The organism is uncultured Proteiniphilum sp. (assembly GCF_937873925.1).
Classification (GTDB): Bacteria; Bacteroidota; Bacteroidia; order Bacteroidales; family Dysgonomonadaceae; genus Proteiniphilum.
Map to the genome: position 1 here is coordinate 1 of NZ_CALNAT010000093.1, position 21,886 is coordinate 21,886.

A 21,886-nucleotide genomic window follows, 5' to 3' on the forward strand; every position below is an offset into this window, starting at 1 on the left:
TATTGTTGAATACGGCTGATCACAGGTTTGTTAGGCCCCTGCATGCTATGCCCAAGTGAGTGTTTTAGCAGATGGGAAAAAAAGGTAGCTCCCGACTCCACTGTCTGTTCATCTCTGTGTTTCAGTACAATGGAAATTAAACGGGTAAACGGAGGATATTTAAACAGTTTTCTCTCCGAAATCTGGGAATTAAAAAAACCCTCATAATCATTGCCGGTGATAAACCTGTAAATGGGTTGTCCCGGGTCGGTTGTCTGAATGATACCTGTTCCCTGTTTATTTTTGCGACCGGCTCGTCCTGCAGCCTGTGTAATCAACTGGAAACCCCGCTCATGGGAACGGAAATCAGGATAGTTCAGCAGCGAATCCGCAGCAATAATGCCTACCACCCGTACATTCCCGAAATCCAGTCCTTTTGAAAGCATCTGCGTACCCACCAGAATCTGGATCCGGTTATGCTGAAAATCATTGATAAGGTGCTCGAATGAATCCTTACCGTGTGTGGTATCTGTATCCATCCTGGCTACTACTGCACCCGGAAAAAGCTGGGATACTTCTTCTTCCAGCCGTTCCGTACCCACTCCGAGAGATTTCAACTCTCTGCCGTGGCAAGAGGGACACTCTACCGGCAAAGGGTATGAGGCGTTGCAATAATGGCAAACCAACCTGTGTGCCCTTTTGTGATAGGTGAGCGTGACGTCACAGCGCCTGCATTTGGGGGTCCAGGCACATGCCGTGCATTCGACGATGGGGGCGAAACCGCGGCGGTTGCGAAAGAGAATAGTCTGTTCGCCGTTTTCCAGCGCCTTGTTTATCTCCTCTATCAGCGCCGGTACGAGCACTGTTTTCATTTTCTTCCGGCGGCGCAACTCTCCCGTGTTTTCCAGCCTGATCAGGGGTGGCTCAATATTGCCGAAACGTTCATTCATTGTTACCAACCCATATTTTCCGGTTTGGGCGTTATAATAGGATTCAAGGGAAGGGGTAGCTGAGCCCAGCAGCGTTTTTGCTCCCGATATACGGGCCAGCATGATGGCTGTGTCGCGTGCCTGATAGCGGGGCGAGGGGTCCTGTTGCTTATAGCTTGTTTCGTGTTCTTCATCCACGATCACAAGACCTAACCGGTGGAAAGGAAGGAAAAGGGAGGAGCGTACCCCCAATATAATTTCATAAGGTGTTTCGGATAACATCTTCAGCCAGATCTCTGCCCGCTCCTGCTCGTTGATTCCGGAGTGATAAATACCTATTTTATCGCCGAAAACAGCTTGTAGCCGTTGCGTGAGCTGCGTGGTCAAAGCAATCTCCGGAAGAAGGTAAAGTGTCTGTTTGCCTTCGGTAAGAAGCTGTCGGATAAGATGGATATAGATCTCCGTTTTTCCGCTGGAAGTAGCTCCGTGCAAAAGAACGGTCTGCTTACCGGAAAAACTGCTTTGAATAGCATCCGCTGCTTTCTGTTGCTCTTCGCTTAGCGGATAAGGATTGCGGGTAGGAGTGGTTTTCGGACGGAGACGACTTGTCTCTACGATAAAAGGATGTAATATCTCTTTCTGAAGTAACCCGTTCAGTACCGCCGGGGAATGACCTGTCAACTCTCTTACCTCTTTCTTGCTGATACTCTGCCGGCCGGTTTCGGTGAAGAACCAGATAATCTCGTCCAGCAACAATTGCTGTTTCTGTGCTCTTCCAATGGCTGCGGTAATAGCAACATCATCCAGCGTAGGATTGATCTGGAGGTGTATTTCATTTTTCGGGACAAAGCCGGGTTGCAGGTCGGCCGGCATCAAAGGGGAGGGTAGCGCAGCTTTGAATACATCGCCTGCCGAAGAAAGATAATAAAAAGAGATCCACTCCCACAGATCCAACTGTTGTTCGGTTACAACAGGCGTTGAATCGACAAAGGAATGGATTTCCTTGATGGTAAAGTTCCCCGGGGATTGCCGGTGTACCCTGGTTACAATAGCGGTGTAATATTTGCGTCTTCCGAAGGGTACGGTTATCCTCATCCCCCGCCTGATCCTATCTTGCATCTCCGCCGGAATAGCGTAGGTGAACAGACCGGAAAGGGGAAGCGGTAATATTACATCAGCATACATGTATTAAAAATAGATGGCTCCCGTAATACTCCAGGTTTGTGTCTTGCCGTTTAAAGGATCTCGCCAGTTGGGCTCATCCAATGCATAATTATCGGTCAGTTGTACCCCATAGTTTAGCCCTACCTGAAACATTCTCAGCAGTTCTATGCCCACACCAATATTAGCTCCTGCCTGAAATTCCTTGGCTTTGATGTCCTTTTGGATGTCGTTGAGATCGATCTTATCGCCGGAGATCAGATAGCCGACATAAGGACCTGCGGTAGCAAACAACTTTAAAGGAAGCCCCCCCAGACCGAATTTCGCTTTTGCATTGACCGGAAGATTGAGGTAACGGTTCGATACATCACTACTCGTCCGGGTTTCGCCGGTCAGGTTGGAGACGGTCATGCGGTTATCGTTGTATAGTAACGAAGCTTCAATGCCAAAATCCGCTACAGCAAAAGGGAACATCATTTCAAGGGAGGGGCCTATGCTGTATGATGTCAGGTTTTCCACTTCAAATACTTCACTGCTGAAACTGGGATTATTCAATCCCACCTCTGCCTTTACGCCGAATCTGACCTGGGAAAAGGCGGGTAGTACGAGCATGGACAGCAGTACTATCAACATGCTGTTTCTGATGATCTTTACTTTTTTCATATTTGGTCTGTTTAGTAAAACATTTGCTTTGCCCAAAAAAAGGCTAATTTACATATATGACATTGATTAAACAAAAAAGATTGGCTATTGGTTGTTGAATAAACCATAAAATTGAGATAGTATTCTCGCCACATGTATCATGGCATTACAATTATTACAAAAAAAGCGTTTCTCTCCTATAACCAAGGAGTATAAAACGCTTTTTTGTTTTAGAGCCAAGAGCCAGGATTCAAGAACCAAGATACTTAGATTTTGGATTTACTCATTATCACATCGATAAATTATCTTTATTCTTTACTCTTTATTCTACTTAATCCCTGAATTTCGCTTTCAGAAATTCGCGGTTCAACCGTGCGATATTGGTGATGGAGATGTTCTTCGGGCATTCCACTTCGCAGGCACCGGTATTGGTACAGTTGCCGAAGCCCAGTTCATCCATCTTTGCAACCATCGATTTGGCACGTCTGGCAGCCTCCACACGGCCTTGCGGCAGTAATGCGAGCTGGCTCACCTTAGCCGACACAAATAGCATGGCCGATCCGTTCTTACATGCGGCTACACAGGCGCCACACCCGATACATGCCGCGGCATCCATCGCCATTTCGGCATCATCGCGCGGAATCGGGATCGCATTGGCATCGGGAATGCCGCCGGTATTGACCGAAACATAACCGCCGGCCTGAATAATTTTATCGAAAGCCGTTCTGTCCACTATCAGGTCTTTGATGATGGGGAACCCGGCAGAGCGCCACGGCTCTACAGTGATGGTATCCCCGTCGTTGAACCGGCGCATATGGAGCTGGCAGGTGGTAATACCCCGGTCGGGGCCGTGAGGATGGCCATTGATGTAGAGGCTGCACATACCGCAGATCCCTTCGCGGCAGTCATGGTCGAAGACCACCGGATCTTTACCCTCGTTGATGAGTTGCTCATTCAGGATATCGAGCATCTCCAGGAAGGAACTTCCCTGTGAGATCTTTTCCAATGAGTAAGTTTCAAAGTGCCCTTTTTCTTTCGGTCCGTTCTGACGCCAAACTTTTACTTTTATGTTGATATCTTTATCCATGATCGTTGTTTTTTAAGTTTACCCGTTATTCATCAACAGTTTAAGATTTATAGTTCCTTTGCTGACGAACCACAAACTCATAATTAAGCGGTTCCTTATACATCTCCGGAGCTTTGTCTTCCCCCTGATACTCCCAGCAGGAAACATATGCGAACTGCTCGTCGTGGCGCAATGCTTCACCTTCGGAGGTTTGATGCTCTACTCGGAAGTGACCGCCGCAGGATTCTTCCCTGTCCAACGCATCGTGTGCCATCAGTTCGCCGATTTCGATGAAATCTGCCAGGCGCAACGCCTTCTCAAGTTCCACATTGAGTGTCTCTTTATTGCCCGGTATGCGTAAATTAGTCCAGAAGTCCTTTTTCAACTCTTTCAACTTTTCGATCGCCTGTTTCAATCCTTCCGCATCACGTCCCATTCCGACAAAATCCCACATAATATGCCCCAATTCCTTGTGAATATGATCTACGGAATGTGTTCCTTTGATATTCATCAACCGGTCTATTCTGTCTTTGATCTCTTTTTCGGCCTGTTCAAATTCCGGTGTGTCGGTTTTGAAGCGCAGCACATTGATCTGGTCGGCCAGGTAGTTCTGTATGGTATAGGGCAGGATAAAGTATCCGTCGGCTAATCCCTGCATAAGCGCCGATGCCCCCAGGCGGTTGGCTCCATGGTCGGAGAAATTGGCCTCGCCGATGGCAAACAGTCCGGGGACGCTGGTCATGAGTTCATAATCCACCCAGATACCGCCCATGGTGTAGTGAATGGCAGGATAGATCATCATCGGTGTTTCATAGGGATTGTCGTCCACGATCTTTTCGTACATCTGGAACAGGTTGCCGTAGCGGGCTTCCACCACATCTCTGCCGAGACGTCCGATTGCTTCGGCAAAGTCGAGATAGACGGCCAGCCCGGTGTTACCTACACCGTAACCGGCGTCACATCGCTCTTTTGCGGCGCGGGAGGCCACGTCACGCGGCACAAGGTTCCCGAATGCCGGGTAACGGCGCTCCAGATAGTAATCGCGGTCTTCTTCCTTGATATCGGTCGGTCTCAGTTTCCCTTCACGGATGGCTTTCGCGTCTTCCAGTTTTTTCGGAACCCAGATGCGTCCGTCGTTACGCAATGATTCCGACATAAGGGTGAGTTTTGACTGGAACTCCCCATGCACCGGAATACAGGTGGGGTGTATCTGCGTCATGCACGGATTGGCGAAGTAGGCTCCTTTTTTGTAGCACTGCCATGCTGCCGAACCGTTGGAGGTCATTGCATTGGTAGACAGGAAGAAGGTGTTGCCATATCCGCCTGAGGCGATCACCACGGCATGGGCCGCAAAACGTTCCAGTTTTCCGGTTACCAGATTGCGGGCGATAATACCCCTGGCACGGCCATCGATGATGACCAGGTCTACCATTTCGTAACGGGTATAGAGTTTCACCTGTTTGCGGTGCACTGCGCGGCTCAATGCCGAGTAGGCTCCCAGCAACAATTGCTGTCCTGTCTGCCCACGGGCATAGAATGTGCGGGATACCTGCGCCCCGCCGAAGGAGCGGTTGTCGAGCAGCCCCCCGTATTCGCGTGCGAAAGGAACTCCCTGGGCTACACACTGGTCTATGATACTGTTGGAAACTTCCGCCAGACGATATACGTTGCCTTCGCGGGCACGGTAGTCACCCCCTTTGATCGTATCATAAAATAAACGATAGACAGAATCGCCGTCGTTCGGATAATTCTTGGCGGCATTGATACCTCCCTGCGCAGCAATGGAGTGCGCGCGGCGGGGAGAATCCTGGATACAGAAATTCAGTACGTTGAAACCGAGTTCACCTAATGATGCGGCTGCCGATGCACCGGCCAGTCCCGTACCCACCACAATGATATCGAGGCGGCGTTTATTGGCCGGATTGACTAGTTTTTGATGGTTCTTGTAATTCGTCCATTTCTCTGCGAGAAGCCCTTCGGGTATTTTAGAATTTATCTTGTTCATAATATTCAATTTCTTTTTGTTATCCTAACAGGTTGGAGTATCCGAGATACATGGCTATAGCCACAATGATAAATCCCAGGGATATAACGGTCGATACGATATTCCCGAGGACTTTGATCCGTTTCATCCAGACAGTATTATTCAGGCCGGCGGTATGGAGAGCGCTCCAGAAACCGTGTGTCAGATGCAACCACAAGGCGATGAAAGCGATCACATAGACAATCACGACCCAAAGGTTGGAAAATACTTCTGCCACCAGTTGAGCGCCGTCATGCCGGGCACCTTCCATCATGAAAAGTTCTTTGAATTGCATCTGATACCACATCTGATAGAGGTGTAAGATCAGGAACAAAAATAAAAACAGCCCCAGGACAAACATGTTCTGTGACGACCAGGTGGTAGGGGTCTTACTTGAAGAAGCATACTTGTCCTTCCCCCGGGCTTTTCGGTTTTGCAGCGTCAGGATAATCCCGTACAGAATGTGGATAACAAAACCCAGCGCGATGACGCCCGTCCCTAAAATCGCCCACCAGTTGGCGCCAAGTATTTCATTGGCTAGGAAATTATAGGTGTCATAGCTGAAGATGAGCACCACGTTCATTGACATGTGGAAAAGCAGGAACAGAATCAGAAAAAGGCCGGAAATGCTTTGGACAAATTTTCGTCCGATAGATGATTTGATTAGCCAACTCATAAAGTTCTCTTTTTAAAAAATTATTTTTATTTATTATTTTTTTACATTCCTCATTTTGCAATCACCGAAGTAAAACTATTGGTTCCGGCCTACAAAAGTACAACTTTTTATGCATTTACAGAGAACTATTTGATGAAATTTTTCTTTAATTACTCTTTGCAGGAACAGATTTCCCTCCTTTCACCGAATTTTGTTATCTTTGTGCGTTCAAAAAGAATTGTAACTGATTATGGATATAGTATTAAGCGGTATTCGTTCCACAGGAAATTTGCATTTGGGAAATTATTTCGGTGCGTTGCGCAATTTTATCCGGATGCAGGAGGAAAACAAATGTTATTTCTTTATTGCCGACATACATTCCCTCACTACGCATCCCGATCCGAAGATGCTGCATGAAAACGTAAAAAACGTGTTGGTGGATTATCTGGCCGCAGGGATCGATCCTGAAAAATCGGTGATCTATGTTCAGAGCGATCTGCATGCGACAGCGGAATTGTATCTCTATCTGAATATGCATGCTTATCTGGGTGAACTTTCCAAAACCGTTTCATTCAAAGAGAAAGCGCGCAAGCAACCTGAGAACGTGAACGCAGGATTGCTTACCTATCCCACGCTGATGGCGGCGGATATCCTTATCCATCGTGCCGATAAAGTGCCTGTGGGAAAGGATCAGGAGCAACATCTGGAGATGACCCGCCGGTTTGCCCGGCGCTTCAATAATTTCTACGGAGTGGAATATTTCAAGGAGCCGGTGGCCTATAATTTCGGAGAAGAACTGGTGAAAATTCCGGGACTCGACGGCAGTGGGAAAATGGGTAAGTCGGAAGGGAATGCCATTTATCTGGGTGAAAGCCCGAAAGAGATTGAAAAGAAAGTGAAGAAGGCGCTCACCGACTCGGGACCTACGGAGCCCAACTCCGTAAAGCCCGATTATATCGAAAATCTATTTACCCTGCTTCGCGTGGTCTCTACGCCCGAAGTGGTACACCATTATGAAGATCAGTGGAACACCTGTAAAATCCGTTACGGCGACCTGAAAAAGCAACTGGCCGAAGATATTATCAGGGTAACTTCACCTATACGGGAACGGATACTGGAAATAGAAAAAGATGATACTTACCTGCGTAAAGTAACCCTTGAAGGGGCGGAAAGAGCAAGGGAAAGTGCACGGGAAACCATAGAAGGAGTGAGAGAAATCGTAGGATTCAGGCAATTTTAAAGCCCGGTACCCCTTGTTTTATCGGGTAGGAGCGGATTTTTTACCGGCGGAAACAAAATGACGGCTCATTCCGTGTAAACTTTTCAATCGGTTGGTTGTTCACTCAGAAATAAGAAAAAGAAAGTTCGCCTGTATGCTGATATTTAAATCGCTTGAATTAAAAGACAGAGACGTCATCAATCCGTATCTCCGGCACCAAAATTACAGAGCTTCAGATCTCTGCTTTACCAATTTGTATTGTTGGGGAAGGAAATTCGATACACAATTTGCAGTAACCGATAATTGGCTGTTTATCAGATTTAAAGATAATAGCGGCCGGAACTCCTATCTCAAACCGGTGGGAACGGGTGACCTGAAGGGAGCCATCGATCTTATTCAGGAAGATCATTCGTCGTTCAGCTCCCCTTTTCAGTTGCGGGGTCTGACAAGGGAGATGATGGAGGAGATTGAAACCGCAATGCCGGGTCAGTTCGACTACAAGTTGAACAGATCTGTCTCCGACTATATCTACACGACCGAAAAACTGATCTATCTCAAAGGCAAAAAACTGCAGAGTAAACGAAACCATATCAACCGATTCAAACGGGAAAATGATTGGAAGTATTATTCCCTTACCGGAAACCGAGTATTGGTGGAAGAATGTAAGAATATGCTCGACAAGTGGATGAAAGTGAATAAAGAAGAGAAAGACACGTCACTGGTCTATGATGATTATGCCACTACCTTGATGCTCGACAATTTTGAATACCTTAACCTGAAAGGGGGATTGGTTTGTGTGGACAACGAAATTGCCGCCTTTACCATTGGTGAGCCGCTTACCGAAGATACACTTGTGGTACATGTGGAAAAAGCATTTACCTCCATTCATGGTGCGTATGCTATTATTAATCAGCAATTTATTGAAAATGAGGCTTCTGGCTTTCTCTATGTGAACAGGGAAGAGGATATGGGTATAGACAATCTCCGCCAGGCCAAATTATCCTATCATCCTGATATCCTGCTCGAAAAATACAATGCGAGATTTAAGCAATAATTTTTGTGTGAAGATATGTAACCGTTTTTCGGGGTAGAAGATATTTTTTTGTGTCTTAAAAAATAAAGGATATGATCCAGTTCGCCGATGAAACGACAAGACAACAGGTTTGGAAGATGTGGAAAACTGTCTTCGACGATCCTGATGACTATATGGAGATCTATTTTCGTCACAAATACCGTGATGAAAACAGCCTGTTGTACTTGGAGGAGGAGCATGTTGTGGCTTCACTGCAGATGCTGCCCTACCGGTTCACTTTTTGTGGAAGGGAAATCCCCGTGCTATACCTTTCCGGCGTTTCTACGTTGCCGGGATACCGGAAGAAAGGATATATGCGGCAGCTGCTGGTGAAAAGTTTTGAGGAGGCGGCCCGCAAAGATGTGCCGCTGATGCTGCTTGTCCCTCAGGAAGAATGGCTGCTGAAATTTTATGACCGGTACGGCTTCGCACAAACCTTTGACGACGGAACAGAGGAGTTACCTTCGCTGAAAGAATTGACCGGCAGGTACCCCGGCGATCTGGGCGCGGCCTTCAGGGAATTTAACACCCTGTTCAGGCAAAAAGATATGACCCTTCAAAAATCTTTCGACGACTTTTATGCCATGGTGGAAGAAGCGGCGCTTTTTGATTTTCCGACCAAAAGGAGCTTAAAGGGAATGGCGCGCGTAATCGATGCTGAAAGATTACTCTCCCTCTTTGCCGATCGTTATCCCCGGCAATCATTCTCTATTATTGTTCATGACGAGTTGCTGAAAGATAACAACGCTGTCTTTACCGTGACGGATGGAAAGGTCGAGAGAAGGCCCCTTGTGACTGAGTCCGGGGGGAAGGGCGGGGAAGAAACGCTTTCGGACAAGGAAAACACGCCGCAGACGGGCGGGGGGGATTCCTCCCCTGTTGAATCTGCACTCACGGTTGACATAAGGGAATTGGCGCAACTGCTTCTGGGATACCATACCTCCGAAAAGGCGAAGCCGTTCAATACCCTCTTTCCTGAGAAAGAACCGCAAATGCATTTTATGCTCGAATAAATTCAGCTACGCTGTTATTCCCTTCGTTCACGTTATTCAACTTCGTTGTTACTCGGCTTACGCCGTTATTCAATCACTGCATTCGGGTTAGTTACACTGCGTGCGTTATTCATTCGCTCCGCGCTCATGTTATTACTCAATTACAATATAATAACCATCGAATAGCTGTCGAATAACCATCGAATTATAGCCACTTCTTCTTTTTGAAATAATAGAGGATAAAAAGTGACGAGAGAACCATCAAAAGGATGGCGCCGGGATACCCCCATTTTTTATGCAGTTCAGGCATAATGTCGAAGTTCATTCCGTAGATACTCGCGATAAGTGTGGGGGGCATGAAGATCACCGAGACGATGGTGAATATTTTAATGATCTTGTTCTGTTCTATATTTACGTACCCCAGGAAGGTGTCCTGCAGATAGTCCAGACGGTCGAAACTGAATTTGATATGCTCCACCAGCGAGTTGATGTCCTTGATGATCATGGTAAGCTTGGGTTGCAGCTCGGCAGGGATAAATTCACTCCGTAGCATGCTCGACACCACGCGTTGTTTATCAATGATATTCTCGCGGAGCATCATTGTTTTTTCCTGCAGGTTCTTGATTTCCGACAGCAATTCCGCATCGGCTTCCTGCAATGATAAAGAGTTACTCAACTGTGTGATCTTCTGGGTCATGTTCTCAATCATATCGGCATCGTATTCTACGCGGGTCTCCAGGAGCGCCACCAGCACATGCGCTCCGGTGGGATAGTTCCTGGGGTTGGCCGATATCTTTTTTACCGTCTCGTGAAATGAGATCAGCTCTTCACCGCGGACGGTCACCAGGATATTATTTTTGAGGATAAACGATACGGGGTCGGTTTCAAAATTGGATAGCAGAAAGTTGGAGTTGACTACCAGCGTGTCGTTGGTTTCTATATAACGGGATGACATCTCGATCTCGATCATCTCTTCCTCTTCCTGAATATATATTTTGAGGAAATCCTCGAGTTCGTTCTCTACTTCCTCATCCACATCGTTAAGGTCGATCCAGAGGAAATTCCCGATAGGGTTTGACTTTAGAAAATCGAGGCTGCGGCTCAATCTCACGATGCCGTCTTTATGATAAAAAAGTTTTACTTCCGCCATGGTGTCTCTTTTTTGATCGTGATTAAAATTAGTTCAAAAATGGTCTATCTCTCTTCCGGCTGAGCTTGTTTGACCAACGGTTCCAACAGGTTGGTCAACTCTTCGAACTGTTCGATCGACAATTGCTCAGGTCGTTTCGTGAGCATGGGGTCGTCGGGCAAAGGGCTCTCTTCGGACAGTAGTGATCTGACGGAGTTGCGGAGCATTTTTCGTCGCTGGTTAAAACCGGTCTTCACTACCATTTTGAATAACTTCTCATTGCAGTTGAGATGCTTTCGCTTGTTGCGGGTAAGCCGCACAACTGCCGATTTGACCTTGGGCGGAGGAATAAACGCCTGTTCATTCACCGTGAAGAGATACTCTACATCGTACCATGCCTGCAGTAACACAGTCAGGATGCCGTAGGCCTTGCTGCCCGGTGAAGCGATCATGCGTTCCGCAACCTCCTTTTGAATCATACCCGCACAGCAGGGGACGGAGTCCTTGTTGTCGAGTACTTTGAAAAAAATTTGCGATGAGATATTGTAGGGATAATTGCCGATAATGCAAAAAGGCCCGTCGAAGTGTTGCGCGAGATCCATCCGGAGAAAATCCTGCTCCAGAATTTTACCGTCCAGTTCGGGGTAATATTCCCTGAGGTAAGCAACCGATTCACGGTCGATCTCCACGACGGTGAGTTCTCTTTCGTTTTTCAGCAGGAATTCGGTAAGCACACCTGTCCCGGCCCCCACTTCCAGAACGGGAAGCGAAGGAAACCGCTCGAGGGTTGCCGCAATGCGACACGCTATCTCCTTATCTTTAAGGAAATGCTGTCCCAGGTTTTTTTTTGCTTTTACCGGAAACATTGTAATATGACGATTATTCCTTATCTTTACCGCCGCAAAGGTAACATTTTATTACGTAAATCAGGACAAATGCGTTCATAAAAAATGAGATACGGCCGTTGAGCAGGTGCGTTTGGTTGCCTTTGATTAAGAAGTGACTATCCTTATTGTATGAGATAATAATCGATAACAGGTGAAAGTGAATTTGGATTCGGTCAAGAGTCTATTGAAGACCCTCTTTTCCCTGTCGCTCGGATTACTTATTATTTGGGCGATGTACAGGAATACGGATATGAGGGAGTTATGGTATATCATAAAATCAGCCAATCTCGGTGTGATTGGCTCCTCCCTTGTTTTTGGCCTGATAGGGAATATAATCAGGGGATTAAGATGGGAATTGTTCGTGAACTCGCTTGGATACCGTCCTCCAAGAGCCAGCCTACTGTATGCCACCCTCGGAAATTATGCCGTGAACTTTGTGCTCCCGCGTGCCGGAGATATATGGCGTTGTGCAGTGGTGAGTAAATATGATAAGATTCCTTTCCCGAAAACCCTTGAGACCTTCCTGGTAGATAAGATGGTGGATATTGTAGCGGGATTGGCTATTATTTTTATCAGTGTGGCGCTTTACATCGATTTTTTTGTCTCCTATCTCCACGATAATTCCCAGCTGGCGGATAGTTTTACGAACCTGTTTTCATCCGCTTGGATGTACGTGGGTTTGGGTGCCCTCCTGCTGATTATGGGGTTACTGTTTACAGTTTTCAGAAAAACCTCCGTTATGATGAAGGTCAATAAATTCTTCACTACGTTGAAGTATGACCTGAAGCTTATTTCGGAGATGAAGGAGAAAAAACGCATAATAATTTATACGATCCTGGTCTGGTTGTGTTTTTATTTGTATTTTTACATTTGCTTTTATGCATTCGATTTTACGAAAGGGCTTGGTCCTCTGGCCGGTTTGATCGTTTTTGCAATGACCAATATCGGTATCTCTGTCCCTGTGCAGGGAGGAATAGGGCCGTGGCATTTCGTGGTGATCTCTTCGCTCCTCATTCTGGGAGTCACGGAAAAGGAAGCGCTTGCCTTTGCCGGAGCAGTATTCATAATCCAGTCGGTATGGCAGATCCTTTACGGCCTTTTCGGCGTACTCGCCATCCCCTATGTGAAGAGAACTTTTTCGATAAGCGAGTACAGAGGATAACTGGGGATAACTGGCGACAAACCGAACGTTGTCGATAAGCAAGGTGCAGAAAGCAAACTTGTTTGCATTATGCCGTTGCGGGAAAATAACTGAGTTTACTTGATTATGCCGGGCGCAGAAAAAGTCTAGCTTTAGGGAAAAATAACGAAAAATATAATGATATGGCTGCAGCAGAAATTTTGAATTTAGATCCGCAAAGGGTTTGGAAACATTTCTATTCACTCACACAGATACCTCGTCCAACGGGACAGATGAAAGAGGTGACCCGGTTCATAATGGATTTTGGAAAAGCGCTTAATCTGGAAACAAAACAGGACGAAACGGGGAATGTGGTGATCAGGAAACCAGCCTCTAAAGGGTATGAAGGCAGTAAGGGAGTGATCTTACAGTCGCACCTCGATATGGTGCCTCAGAAAAATGCGGACGTGAAGCACGACTTTGCCGCAGATCCCATAGAAACATATATCGACGGTGAATGGGTGAAAGCCCGTGCCACCACGCTGGGCGCCGACAACGGCATAGGTTGTGCCATGATGATGGCGATTCTGGAAGATAATACATTACAGCATCCCGGGCTTGAAGCGCTTTTTACTATCGACGAGGAAGTAGGGATGGATGGTGCAAACGGTCTGGAGAAAGGATTTCTGGAAGGTTCAATAATGCTCAATCTCGATACGGAGGAGGATGGCGAACTCTGCATAGGCTGTGCCGGCGGAAGGGATGTGAATGTATCTTTCCGGTTTCAGCCCGATAAAGCGATCGAAGGGGATGTTGCCTATAAAGTGAGCTTGCAGGGATTGAAAGGAGGACATTCCGGCGTACAGATCCATTTGGGACGGGCCAATGCAAACAAGCTGATGAACCGCTTCCTGAAAGATGTGGTGAGTAATTACGAAGCCCGAATTGCCAGTATACACGGCGGGTCGCTGCGGAATGCCATCCCACGTGAATCGTTTGTTGTACTGACTATTCCCGAGCCACTTTCGGATGACCTGATTGATCTGGTGGGTGAATATGAAACCCTGTTCCGGGAAGATTTTGCGGGTATTGAAGAGAGTATCTCCTTCAAAGCGGAGAAGACGGATATACCTGACGCGCTCTTGCCGGAAGAGGTGCAGGATGACATTATTAATGCAGTGGAAGGCTGTCCCAATGGTGTGATCAGCTATCTGGCCGATTTCCCGGGAGTAGTGGAGAGCTCACTCAACCTTGCCCTTGTAGCGTCTTCCGGGAATGGTGTCGAAATAAAACTGCTGGTGAGGAGTTCTTCCGAAAGCCGTAAAAACTGGGTTTGTTCTTCGGTAGAGAGTCTCTTTCGTCTGGCGGGGGCTAAAGTGGAATTTGAGGGTGATTACCCGGGTTGGCAACCAAATGCCGGCTCTGAGTTGTTGCACACAATGGAGAAGATTTACCTGGAGAAATATGACAAAAGACCCAGGGTGGTTGTGATCCATGCCGGCCTGGAATGCGGGATCATCCAGTCGAATGTGGAGCAGGATCTTGATATTGTTTCTTTCGGGCCTACCATTACCGGAGCTCATTCGCCTGATGAGGCCGTTAAGATCGTTACTGTAGGAAATAGTTATGATTATCTTGTTGAAATTCTCCAGAATTTGAAATAATATTCATGGACAATACGTTGATCGTCTTTGCATCCAATCATGGGACAGTGGAAAAATGCGCGCGGGAATTGTTCAGACGGATAGACGGAAAGGTGGATATCTGCAATCTGAACCGGAGAGATTTTCTGCCCGATCTTTCAGGATACGATTCTGTTATTGTGGGGGGTTCCATCCATGGAGGAAAAATTCAGGATGAGATCTCATCCTTTTGCAACGAGAATCTGGAGTTGCTCGCTACAAAACGGCTCGGGCTGTTTATCAACTGTCTCTACTCGGGTGAGAAAGCGCAACAGCAACTGAATGACGCTTTTCCGGAAGCTCTTAACCGGAAGGCGGTGGTGTGTGATTACTTTGGGGGAGAGGTCGACAAATTGAAGTTGAGTTTCTGGGAGCGTGTCGTGACTACCCGGATGATAAAAAAAGGAGATATGGTTGTTGCGATCTCAAAAGAGAGAATTGAACGTTTTGCCGATAAAATGTCATCTGCCAATGAGTCGAAAAATTAAAAAGCATATACTTTTCCCCGCCGTGTTGCTCATCTATTTTACAATCATGGCTGTGATGGCCTATCCGAGATATAAGGCATCCGGCAACTGGAGTGAATATTTTGGGATTATCGGGATATCTTTACTGCTTGCGCTGCTGCTCTTCTTTATCCTGAAAAGAAAACAGAAGATAAGAGACCGCTTCTCCAAAAAGGATTTTAACCAATGAGATACTTGTTTGCATTTCTTTTATCCCTTTTTACTTTTTTCTCTTCCGGACAGGCTTTTTTTTCTTCCGGACAAGCCTCATTGGAGCCCCAATATTATAAGTTCCGTGTTTACCTGAAAGATAAAGGGAATACCGTCCATTCGCCGGACAATCCGGACACCTTCCTTTCCGGACGGGCAATCGAAAGAAAAAAAAAGGAGAAGGTCGAAATTGACGAATCGGACCTTCCTGTCTCACGCGACTATTTCACCTTGGTAGAGAAAGCGGGCGGAAAGGTCGTTACATACAGCAAGTGGTTCGCTACCCTGGTCGTAGAGGTGAGCGACAGCCTGCGGATCGAAAATATAGAATCCCTCTCGTTTGTCGATTCGGTAAAATATATCTGGCGGGGAAACAGGCCCCTCCACGGAGAGAGAGCCCGTTCCCGTTTAGTGCCCACCGGTTGTGATGAGAAGGTAGATGCTGATACTGAATACGGTTTTACCGATGCCCAGTTCAGGATGCATAATGCCACTACCATGTCAAATGCCGGATTCAGGGGTCGGGGTATCCTGATAGGAATGATCGACGCGGGATTTACCAATTTTGATGTGATCCCCCGTTTTGAGTCGGTCAGATTGGGAGGCTATATGGATTTTGTACCTGACGGCAGTATCTTTGCCTCCAGCGACCATGGCACCAAAGTATTGTCGACCATGGCGGCGGATTTGCCGGGATTGATGATAGGATCCGCACCGGAAGCCACCTACTGGCTCCTCCGGTCCGAAGATACTTCGAGTGAATTTCCCGTAGAGGAAGATTACTGGGTGCGGGCTGTTGAATTTGCAGACAGCCTGGGAGTGGATGTCATCAATACATCACTGGGTTATAACCTTTTCGACGACAAATCATTGAATTATACGCATGCCGGCCTGAACGGAAGTATTTCGTTGATGTCGATGGCAGCCGATAAAGCCTATGAAAAAGGGATACTGATAGTGGTAAGCGCCGGTAATGAGGGTAACAAGTCATGGCAGAAGATCACCCCGCCGGCCGATGCAAAGAATGTATTGGCAGTGGGAGCAGTGGGTACGGACAGTCTCATTGCCTCTTTCAGTTCGCACGGATTGACGGCCGACGGCCGCATCAAGCCCGATCTGGTCTCGGTGGGGAAAGAAACCGTTACTATCGGCCGGGACGGATCGGTCGGACAGACGAACGGCACCTCCCTCTCCTCTCCTTTTCTGACGGGACTGATCGCTTCGCTGTGGTCGGTGAATCCTGCCCTGCACCGTTCGGAACTGCTCGATATCGTCAAACGGTCGTCCGACAGGTATGTCCGTCCCGACTCTGTGTATGGATATGGTATTCCTGATTTTCACAAGGCAATGAAAGAGGTGCTGTCAAAATTAGAGGTTTACCCCCAAAAAGTTACGGATAACGGATGGGTTATCGGCCCTCAGCACTCTGGCGGTTATACGGTGAGTTTGTCTGACCCTGTCTTTTCTCCGGTCTCTTACTCGTTCCGGGTACTCGATCAATCGGGATGTTTAATCTCAGTATATCGATTCAAAGAGGATAAAACTGTGTTTGTACCCTTACCGGATAAGATTCGCAAAAGTAACCGATTCCTTTATTTTGTGACGGAAGAACCGTTTAAGCAACGTATATATAAGGTAGAGATCTGATTATGAATGAATCCTCTCTTACATTATCGGAACTCAACCGTCAGGTGAAAGATGCGATTCGTGATCGTCTGCCGGAGACCTACTGGATGCGGGCGGAAACAAGTGATGTGCGCCGCAACCGTAATGGACATTGCTATCTCGAATTTGTGGAAAAAGATACCGTAACACAGTCCATCATTGCAAAAGCAAGAGGTGTAATCTGGGCGAACATATTCCAGATGTTGTCCGCTTATTTTGAAAGTGAGACCGGAGAGCAGTTATCCTCGGGAATAAGCGTACTGGTGCGTGTCTCGGTTGAGTTTCATGAACTGTACGGGTACTCGCTCACAGTAGTGGATATCGACCCTTCATTCACGGTAGGGGAGATAGTGCGTAACCGGCAGCTTGTATTGAGGCAACTGGAAGAGGAGGGGGTTTTAGCGCTTAACCGGGAATTGTATCTGCCGGAACTCGTCAACCGGATCGCGGTGATCTCGTCGCCCACTGCCGCGGGGTATGAGGATTTTTGTAATCAGTTGACGAATAATCCCGCACGGTTTGTTTTTTATACAAAACTGTTTCCGGCGATCATGCAGGGCGAAAGGAGCGAAGCTTCCATCATAGAGGCATTGGAGAAAGTGTTCCACTACAGGGAACTGTTCGATGCTGTGGCAATTATACGGGGTGGAGGAGCTTCATCCGATCTGAGCTGCTTCGACTCCTACCTTCTTGCCACGAACGTAGCTCAGTTCCCGCTTCCGGTGATAAGCGGCATCGGCCATGAAAGGGATATTACCGTGTTGGATATCGTGGCTCATACCCGTGCGAAAACACCTACGGCGGTAGCTGAGTTTTTTATCGCCCATCTTACTAAAACGGCGACGGAATTGATCAATCTGGAAGAGAGAGCAGTCTCTGAAAGCGAATCCCGGCTGATGAAAGAACAATCGGATCTCTTTTCATTATCCAGGGAGTTGGTATATCAGTCCTCCCTTATGCTGCAGAGAGAGGTCGCCGCCGTACAGCAACTTTCGGGTAAGGTGAGATATGGAGTGAGACGCCTGTTGCAGGATCAATTCCATATATTGGAAAACAGGGCGCAATTTATGCAGATGGTTTCCCCCGCGAATATCCTTAAGCGGGGTTATACACTCACGCTGAAGAACGGGAAAATTGTTACCTCGCTTCAGGATCTCTCTGTCCATGATATTATTGAGACCTGCTTCAGGGATGGTGTTTCTACCTCCGTCATCATGCAGGTTGTGCCGGAGAAGCCTCAGGAAGGAGATTAGATCCTGAGGTTGGGGTGGATTGAAAAAGATCAGGAAAGATTGAATGAGATCGGGGGGATGGAGAAGTCGTAATAGAAAATAATATTGGAAAGTAGAATATTTAAAAGAGAAAATGGAAAAAGTGACCTATACCGAAGCCAAGAAAGAACTCGAAACAATTGTCTCCGCCATTGAATCGGGTGAGCTGGATGTGGATGCCCTTACCGAAAAAGTGAAAAGGGCGTCGGAGCTGATTGCTTTTTGCAAGCAAAAGCTGACCAGAACGGATAAAGAACTTCAGAAAATCTTAGACGACATCGCATGATCCCTGAAAGGAAACAGAATGTGATTATTGTGGCCGGCGGAAAAGGACTTAGGGCAGGAGGGGAGTTGCCCAAACAATTCCAACCTGTCGGCGGGGAGCCGATGTTGATGCGTACCATCCGGGCTTTTCATAATTATGACTACAGGATGCGCATTGTGGTGGTGCTTCCCGAAGGAGCACAACCATTATGGACACAGTTATGCGAGGCACATCGGTTTATTATCCGACACTCGTTGGTGACCGGAGGGGAGACGCGATTCCATTCCGTGAAAAACGGATTGAGGGGGATTTCGGAAGATGAGACGGTGGGAGTACACGACGGCGCGCGTCCTTTTGTGACACCGGAACTGATAGGGCGATGCTTTGATGCTTCGTTTGAGAACCAGTGCGGAATAATTCCCGTGGTGGATGAGGTGAACAGCGTGCGTCAGCTAACCGGGTCAGGCAGCCGCGTGCTCGACCGGAAACAATTGAAACTCGTGCAGACCCCCCAGGTCTTTCCGGCCGGGGAATTGAAAAAAGCCTATGAGACCGCTTTCGATCCCTCTTTTACTGATGATGCATCGGTAGCGGAAAAATGGGGAATGGAAATTCAACTGGTGGAGGGGGAGGAGACCAATATCAAAATCACCACTCCTTTCGATATGGCGCTTGCCGGGTGTTACTTTCAATTGATGGCAAATCGATAGATTTTACACTTTTTCTTCAATAAATAGTAGGGAAAATCGCAATAATTTGAAAAAAATCATTCCATTTTGTCAAAAGATCATAGAAATTTATTACTTTTGAAAGATCAATCAAAAGCAGACCCTATGGAGAAAATAGATAAGTTAGACAGGCAGATTTTGGAGATCATTTCCCAAAATGCCCGTATTCCTTTCAGAGATGTTGCGGAGCAGTGTGGTGTATCGCGTGCCGCCATCCATCAACGTGTACAACGGATGATCGAAAACGACGTAATCACCGGATCAGGATATAATGTAAACCCGAAAGTACTTGGTTATGCCTCCAGCGCTTATATCGGCGTGAAATTAGAGAAAGGATCGATGTATAAAAATGTGATCCCTGAGTTTGATAAGATTCCCGAGGTGACAGAATGCCACTTCACTACCGGCCCCTATACCCTCCTAGTGAAGATCTTTGCACGCGACAATGAGCATCTGATGGATCTGCTGAATAACCGGATCCAGGAAATACCGGGCGTAGTAGCCACAGAGACCATGATTTCACTCAGCCAAAGCGTGAAACGGGGCATTCCGATCATGAAAGAGACGAATGGAGAGTAGGTTCCCCAACCGTAGCATTTCACTCCTTCACCAATACAATCATCTCTGAAAGACTTTTGATCATCTTATTGAAATCGTCTTTCAACTTTCCATATTCTTCAGGTTGTATAATAAACTGTTTTAAGTTAAATTGGGATTCGGTAACGAGTTGATTCTCCGTATTTATTGTTGAATAAGAAAAAGAGATCAAGTCATTTTCTATCAATTGGTTCTCCGGAATATATTCAATTTTATATCCTTCGGGAATCGGGATTATGCTTTTATAGGATTCTCCCTGTAAATAAACAAGGTCAACCGGAAGGGTCCTGTCCGATTGCCTGAATGGATTTTTACTTAAATTCAGAGAACAAAACGGATTAATAAATAATTTTCCGGAATGGTTATCAATCAGACTCTCAAATTGAAAGAAAAAGGTAAAGGGTTTATTCAGAGGAGATATCTCCGGAACCTCAATGTTCGTGAGGTTGATCTGCTCTTTATCCTTTAAATATTTGATCAGATTATCGGGATTTCCGAGATAAGCCGAACGCAGCCTGTATGCATCCGGCCCTGTAGACAAATACATTACCTCAGACTGAACGGTATTGGTTTCGGGAATAATTTTCAATTTTAAATTTTTCTGTAGTAATGATGACGTTTTTTGTTGGATAGTGATCCATTCTTCCGATTTTGGTTTTACCACTAAACCGTCTACATTCATACATCTTTCGGGCAATACGGAATAGTACAAGAGAGGCTCGGTTGCATCAAGAAGCAGAACCCGGTCATCAGCTACCGCCAATACAATAACATAATTAAAAAATTGTTGGAACGGATGGAAAAAACTGATGATCCCGTTGCCCCGGGTACTCAGTATGACGGGGTAGGCCTCTATCCCTTCCGATTGCAGTAATCCCGTAAGCAGCAAGTTGATGTTTCCGACATTCCCGCTTTGCTGTTTCAAGAAATCTTTTAAGTCCAGATCCGCAAACTTCCCGGTGACGCCATTCCATGTGAATTTTGATTTGACAAATTCAGTGATAATTTCAATCTTTTCTTTTGCAGATTTATCTTTAAGTTCAATTTCGGAAATAATTTTAGGAGCCTGTTTCTCTGCATTTCTAATATATTTTCCGAAATAATCATTTTTAAGAAATTCATCGCACATGGCGGGCCATGTCGTCATAATTTCCCTGTTTCCTCCGTTCGGATGATGAAATTTTGAAAGCTGAAAATTGATATTGATCATGTAATCATCGACGGAAGAAATAAATTCCTCATCTTTGAATGCGGGCAGATCATTCATCCCGAAGTTATAAACTACTTCTCTATATGTAAGATTCCTGAACCGGATATCGTTGCTGGGTGTACTGGAAGTAAAAATATCTAATTTATCGGTTCCTTTAAGAATATAAACATATTCGTAATAAGGGATTGCCTTGTAGCTTAAGTTGCTGAAAATAACCGGTATCCGTTGCTGAAAATACCATCTGCGCATATTGAAAAAATAGGGTGTTACAATCGTATAGCTTAACTCGATGACCGAGCCGGGACGTACGTCGGAGAGTGCAATTTTTTTGACACGCACGTTGTCGTTTACTTTTTCCTCGAATATATTTTTCGCTTCCAATTTTGTTTGTGTGAAGCCCTGGTCGATATTATATGTTGTCGCTTCAATGCTTTCGACAGATTCCCAACCCGAATCTCCGTTAAATATCGGAATTTCGAAATTAGCATACTGTACACCCGGTTGCCTGAGGATTTTAATCTTTACCTGCTTCGTCATGCGAAGAAGAAAACGTCCCTGCTCATAGTTTCCTGAATAGTAGTATTCCCCCTGATTGTAAAGCATGACGGCATCCGCATCGGGATCGTTTTCGTACTCTTTCATGACCATTTCGTATTGGGTTACCCTGCCGAAATCGCGCGAATATTTTTCCTGCTGGGCGAATCCCATCATTGATAAGAAGAGGAAAGCGGAGAGAATTGCACTTTTTTTCATTATGTATTTCAGTTAGGTGCATTTCATTAAAGAGTCTCGATATGAATGTTTTTCATTTCGATGTTTTTCATCGTTTGAATGAACCGGAAGAACTCTTCATATCGCTCGAATGTGTATTTGCCTGT

General features: G+C 46.3%; 20 protein-coding genes. 12 read left to right on the forward strand and 8 right to left on the reverse strand.

Annotation, left to right across the window (positions count from 1 at the left end; genetic code table 11):
* From priA to Q0502_RS06470, 5 genes are all read right to left on the reverse strand, one after another.
* The coding region (priA, locus tag Q0502_RS06450; protein WP_298648641.1) for a primosomal protein N' at positions 1–2,093 on the reverse strand (2,093 nt) is incomplete at its 3' end.
* Between the two features lie 3 nt (positions 2,094–2,096).
* Positions 2,097–2,732 (reverse strand): porin family protein, encoded by a 636-nt coding sequence (locus tag Q0502_RS06455; RefSeq protein ID WP_298648645.1) that lies wholly within the window; start codon positions 2,730–2,732, stop codon positions 2,097–2,099.
* 310 nt (positions 2,733–3,042) lie between these two features.
* On the reverse strand, positions 3,043–3,798 hold the full coding sequence (locus tag Q0502_RS06460) for a succinate dehydrogenase/fumarate reductase iron-sulfur subunit (protein ID WP_298648647.1): 756 nt from the start codon (positions 3,796–3,798) through the stop codon (positions 3,043–3,045).
* A 40-nt stretch (positions 3,799–3,838) separates the two neighbouring features.
* On the reverse strand, positions 3,839–5,782 hold the full coding sequence (locus Q0502_RS06465) for a fumarate reductase/succinate dehydrogenase flavoprotein subunit (RefSeq protein ID WP_298648649.1): 1,944 nt from the start codon (positions 5,780–5,782) through the stop codon (positions 3,839–3,841).
* A 19-nt stretch (positions 5,783–5,801) separates the two neighbouring features.
* Positions 5,802–6,476 (reverse strand): succinate dehydrogenase/fumarate reductase cytochrome b subunit, encoded by a 675-nt coding sequence (locus Q0502_RS06470; protein WP_298648652.1) that lies wholly within the window; start codon positions 6,474–6,476, stop codon positions 5,802–5,804.
* 229 nt (positions 6,477–6,705) lie between these two features.
* Here Q0502_RS06470 and trpS point away from each other — a divergent pair, with 229 nt between their 5' ends.
* From trpS to Q0502_RS06485, 3 genes are all read left to right on the forward strand, one after another.
* Positions 6,706–7,695 carry a tryptophan--tRNA ligase gene (gene trpS / locus Q0502_RS06475; RefSeq protein ID WP_298648655.1) on the forward strand — a complete coding sequence of 330 codons (990 nt, stop codon included), beginning with the start codon at positions 6,706–6,708 and terminating at the stop codon, positions 7,693–7,695.
* Between the two features lie 133 nt (positions 7,696–7,828).
* On the forward strand, positions 7,829–8,728 hold the full coding sequence (locus Q0502_RS06480) for a phosphatidylglycerol lysyltransferase domain-containing protein (protein WP_298648658.1): 900 nt from the start codon (positions 7,829–7,831) through the stop codon (positions 8,726–8,728).
* Positions 8,729–8,799: 71 nt separating this feature from the next.
* Entirely contained in the window at positions 8,800–9,759 is a 960-nt protein-coding gene (locus tag Q0502_RS06485) for a GNAT family N-acetyltransferase (protein WP_298648661.1), read from the forward strand.
* 184 nt (positions 9,760–9,943) lie between these two features.
* Here Q0502_RS06485 and corA read toward each other — a convergent pair whose 3' ends face one another.
* Positions 9,944–10,888 (reverse strand): magnesium/cobalt transporter CorA, encoded by a 945-nt coding sequence (corA, locus tag Q0502_RS06490; RefSeq protein ID WP_298648663.1) that lies wholly within the window; start codon positions 10,886–10,888, stop codon positions 9,944–9,946.
* Between the two features lie 44 nt (positions 10,889–10,932).
* Positions 10,933–11,733: a 16S rRNA (adenine(1518)-N(6)/adenine(1519)-N(6))-dimethyltransferase RsmA gene (rsmA, locus tag Q0502_RS06495; protein ID WP_298648664.1), complete on the reverse strand. Its 801-nt coding sequence runs from the start codon at positions 11,731–11,733 to the stop codon at positions 10,933–10,935.
* Between the two features lie 172 nt (positions 11,734–11,905).
* Between rsmA and Q0502_RS06500 the strand changes: the two genes are divergently transcribed.
* The 9 genes from Q0502_RS06500 (at position 11,906) to Q0502_RS06540 (ending at position 19,780) form a co-directional block, all read left to right on the forward strand.
* Positions 11,906–12,916 carry a lysylphosphatidylglycerol synthase transmembrane domain-containing protein gene (locus Q0502_RS06500; RefSeq protein WP_298648665.1) on the forward strand — a complete coding sequence of 337 codons (1,011 nt, stop codon included), beginning with the start codon at positions 11,906–11,908 and terminating at the stop codon, positions 12,914–12,916.
* Between the two features lie 161 nt (positions 12,917–13,077).
* A complete protein-coding gene (locus tag Q0502_RS06505) occupies positions 13,078–14,538 on the forward strand; it encodes an aminoacyl-histidine dipeptidase (protein WP_298648667.1) in 1,461 nt (486 codons plus the stop codon).
* A 5-nt stretch (positions 14,539–14,543) separates the two neighbouring features.
* A complete protein-coding gene (locus tag Q0502_RS06510) occupies positions 14,544–15,044 on the forward strand; it encodes a flavodoxin domain-containing protein (RefSeq protein WP_298648668.1) in 501 nt (166 codons plus the stop codon).
* Positions 15,028–15,252: an LPXTG cell wall anchor domain-containing protein gene (locus tag Q0502_RS06515; RefSeq protein WP_298648671.1), complete on the forward strand. Its 225-nt coding sequence runs from the start codon at positions 15,028–15,030 to the stop codon at positions 15,250–15,252. Before Q0502_RS06510 ends, Q0502_RS06515 begins: the two co-directional genes overlap by 17 nt.
* Positions 15,249–16,919 (forward strand): S8 family serine peptidase, encoded by a 1,671-nt coding sequence (locus tag Q0502_RS06520; protein WP_298648674.1) that lies wholly within the window; start codon positions 15,249–15,251, stop codon positions 16,917–16,919. The genes Q0502_RS06515 and Q0502_RS06520 overlap by 4 nt, the downstream gene beginning before the upstream one ends.
* Before the next feature lie 2 nt (positions 16,920–16,921).
* On the forward strand, positions 16,922–18,190 hold the full coding sequence (xseA, locus tag Q0502_RS06525) for an exodeoxyribonuclease VII large subunit (protein WP_298648676.1): 1,269 nt from the start codon (positions 16,922–16,924) through the stop codon (positions 18,188–18,190).
* A 112-nt stretch (positions 18,191–18,302) separates the two neighbouring features.
* Complete coding sequence (gene xseB, locus Q0502_RS06530; protein ID WP_298648678.1) at positions 18,303–18,494, forward strand: exodeoxyribonuclease VII small subunit; 192 nt, start codon at positions 18,303–18,305, stop codon at positions 18,492–18,494.
* The gene (locus Q0502_RS06535; RefSeq protein WP_298648681.1) at positions 18,491–19,183 is read left to right on the forward strand and encodes a 2-C-methyl-D-erythritol 4-phosphate cytidylyltransferase; all 693 of its coding nucleotides are present in this window, start codon (positions 18,491–18,493) and stop codon (positions 19,181–19,183) included. Before xseB ends, Q0502_RS06535 begins: the two co-directional genes overlap by 4 nt.
* Positions 19,184–19,306: 123 nt before the next feature.
* Positions 19,307–19,780 carry an Lrp/AsnC ligand binding domain-containing protein gene (locus Q0502_RS06540; RefSeq protein WP_298648684.1) on the forward strand — a complete coding sequence of 158 codons (474 nt, stop codon included), beginning with the start codon at positions 19,307–19,309 and terminating at the stop codon, positions 19,778–19,780.
* 19 nt (positions 19,781–19,799) lie between these two features.
* Here Q0502_RS06540 and Q0502_RS06545 read toward each other — a convergent pair whose 3' ends face one another.
* Complete coding sequence (locus tag Q0502_RS06545) at positions 19,800–21,761, reverse strand: DUF3857 domain-containing protein (RefSeq protein WP_298648686.1); 1,962 nt, start codon at positions 21,759–21,761, stop codon at positions 19,800–19,802.
* Positions 21,762–21,886 lie beyond the last annotated feature (125 nt).

Coding starts and splice junctions, on each gene's coding strand:
- Q0502_RS06455 (WP_298648645.1), bottom strand. CDS start 2,732: ATGAAAAAAGTAAAGATCATCAGAAACAGCATGTTGATAGTACTGCTG.
- Q0502_RS06460 (WP_298648647.1), bottom strand. CDS start 3,798: ATGGATAAAGATATCAACATAAAAGTAAAAGTTTGGCGTCAGAACGGA.
- Q0502_RS06465 (WP_298648649.1), bottom strand. CDS start 5,782: ATGAACAAGATAAATTCTAAAATACCCGAAGGGCTTCTCGCAGAGAAA.
- Q0502_RS06470 (WP_298648652.1), bottom strand. CDS start 6,476: ATGAGTTGGCTAATCAAATCATCTATCGGACGAAAATTTGTCCAAAGC.
- trpS (WP_298648655.1), top strand. CDS start 6,706: ATGGATATAGTATTAAGCGGTATTCGTTCCACAGGAAATTTGCATTTG.
- Q0502_RS06480 (WP_298648658.1), top strand. CDS start 7,829: ATGCTGATATTTAAATCGCTTGAATTAAAAGACAGAGACGTCATCAAT.
- Q0502_RS06485 (WP_298648661.1), top strand. CDS start 8,800: ATGATCCAGTTCGCCGATGAAACGACAAGACAACAGGTTTGGAAGATG.
- corA (WP_298648663.1), bottom strand. CDS start 10,888: ATGGCGGAAGTAAAACTTTTTTATCATAAAGACGGCATCGTGAGATTG.
- rsmA (WP_298648664.1), bottom strand. CDS start 11,733: ATGTTTCCGGTAAAAGCAAAAAAAAACCTGGGACAGCATTTCCTTAAA.
- Q0502_RS06505 (WP_298648667.1), top strand. CDS start 13,078: ATGGCTGCAGCAGAAATTTTGAATTTAGATCCGCAAAGGGTTTGGAAA.
- Q0502_RS06510 (WP_298648668.1), top strand. CDS start 14,544: ATGGACAATACGTTGATCGTCTTTGCATCCAATCATGGGACAGTGGAA.
- Q0502_RS06515 (WP_298648671.1), top strand. CDS start 15,028: ATGAGTCGAAAAATTAAAAAGCATATACTTTTCCCCGCCGTGTTGCTC.
- Q0502_RS06520 (WP_298648674.1), top strand. CDS start 15,249: ATGAGATACTTGTTTGCATTTCTTTTATCCCTTTTTACTTTTTTCTCT.
- xseA (WP_298648676.1), top strand. CDS start 16,922: ATGAATGAATCCTCTCTTACATTATCGGAACTCAACCGTCAGGTGAAA.
- xseB (WP_298648678.1), top strand. CDS start 18,303: ATGGAAAAAGTGACCTATACCGAAGCCAAGAAAGAACTCGAAACAATT.
- Q0502_RS06535 (WP_298648681.1), top strand. CDS start 18,491: ATGATCCCTGAAAGGAAACAGAATGTGATTATTGTGGCCGGCGGAAAA.
- Q0502_RS06540 (WP_298648684.1), top strand. CDS start 19,307: ATGGAGAAAATAGATAAGTTAGACAGGCAGATTTTGGAGATCATTTCC.
- Q0502_RS06545 (WP_298648686.1), bottom strand. CDS start 21,761: ATGAAAAAAAGTGCAATTCTCTCCGCTTTCCTCTTCTTATCAATGATG.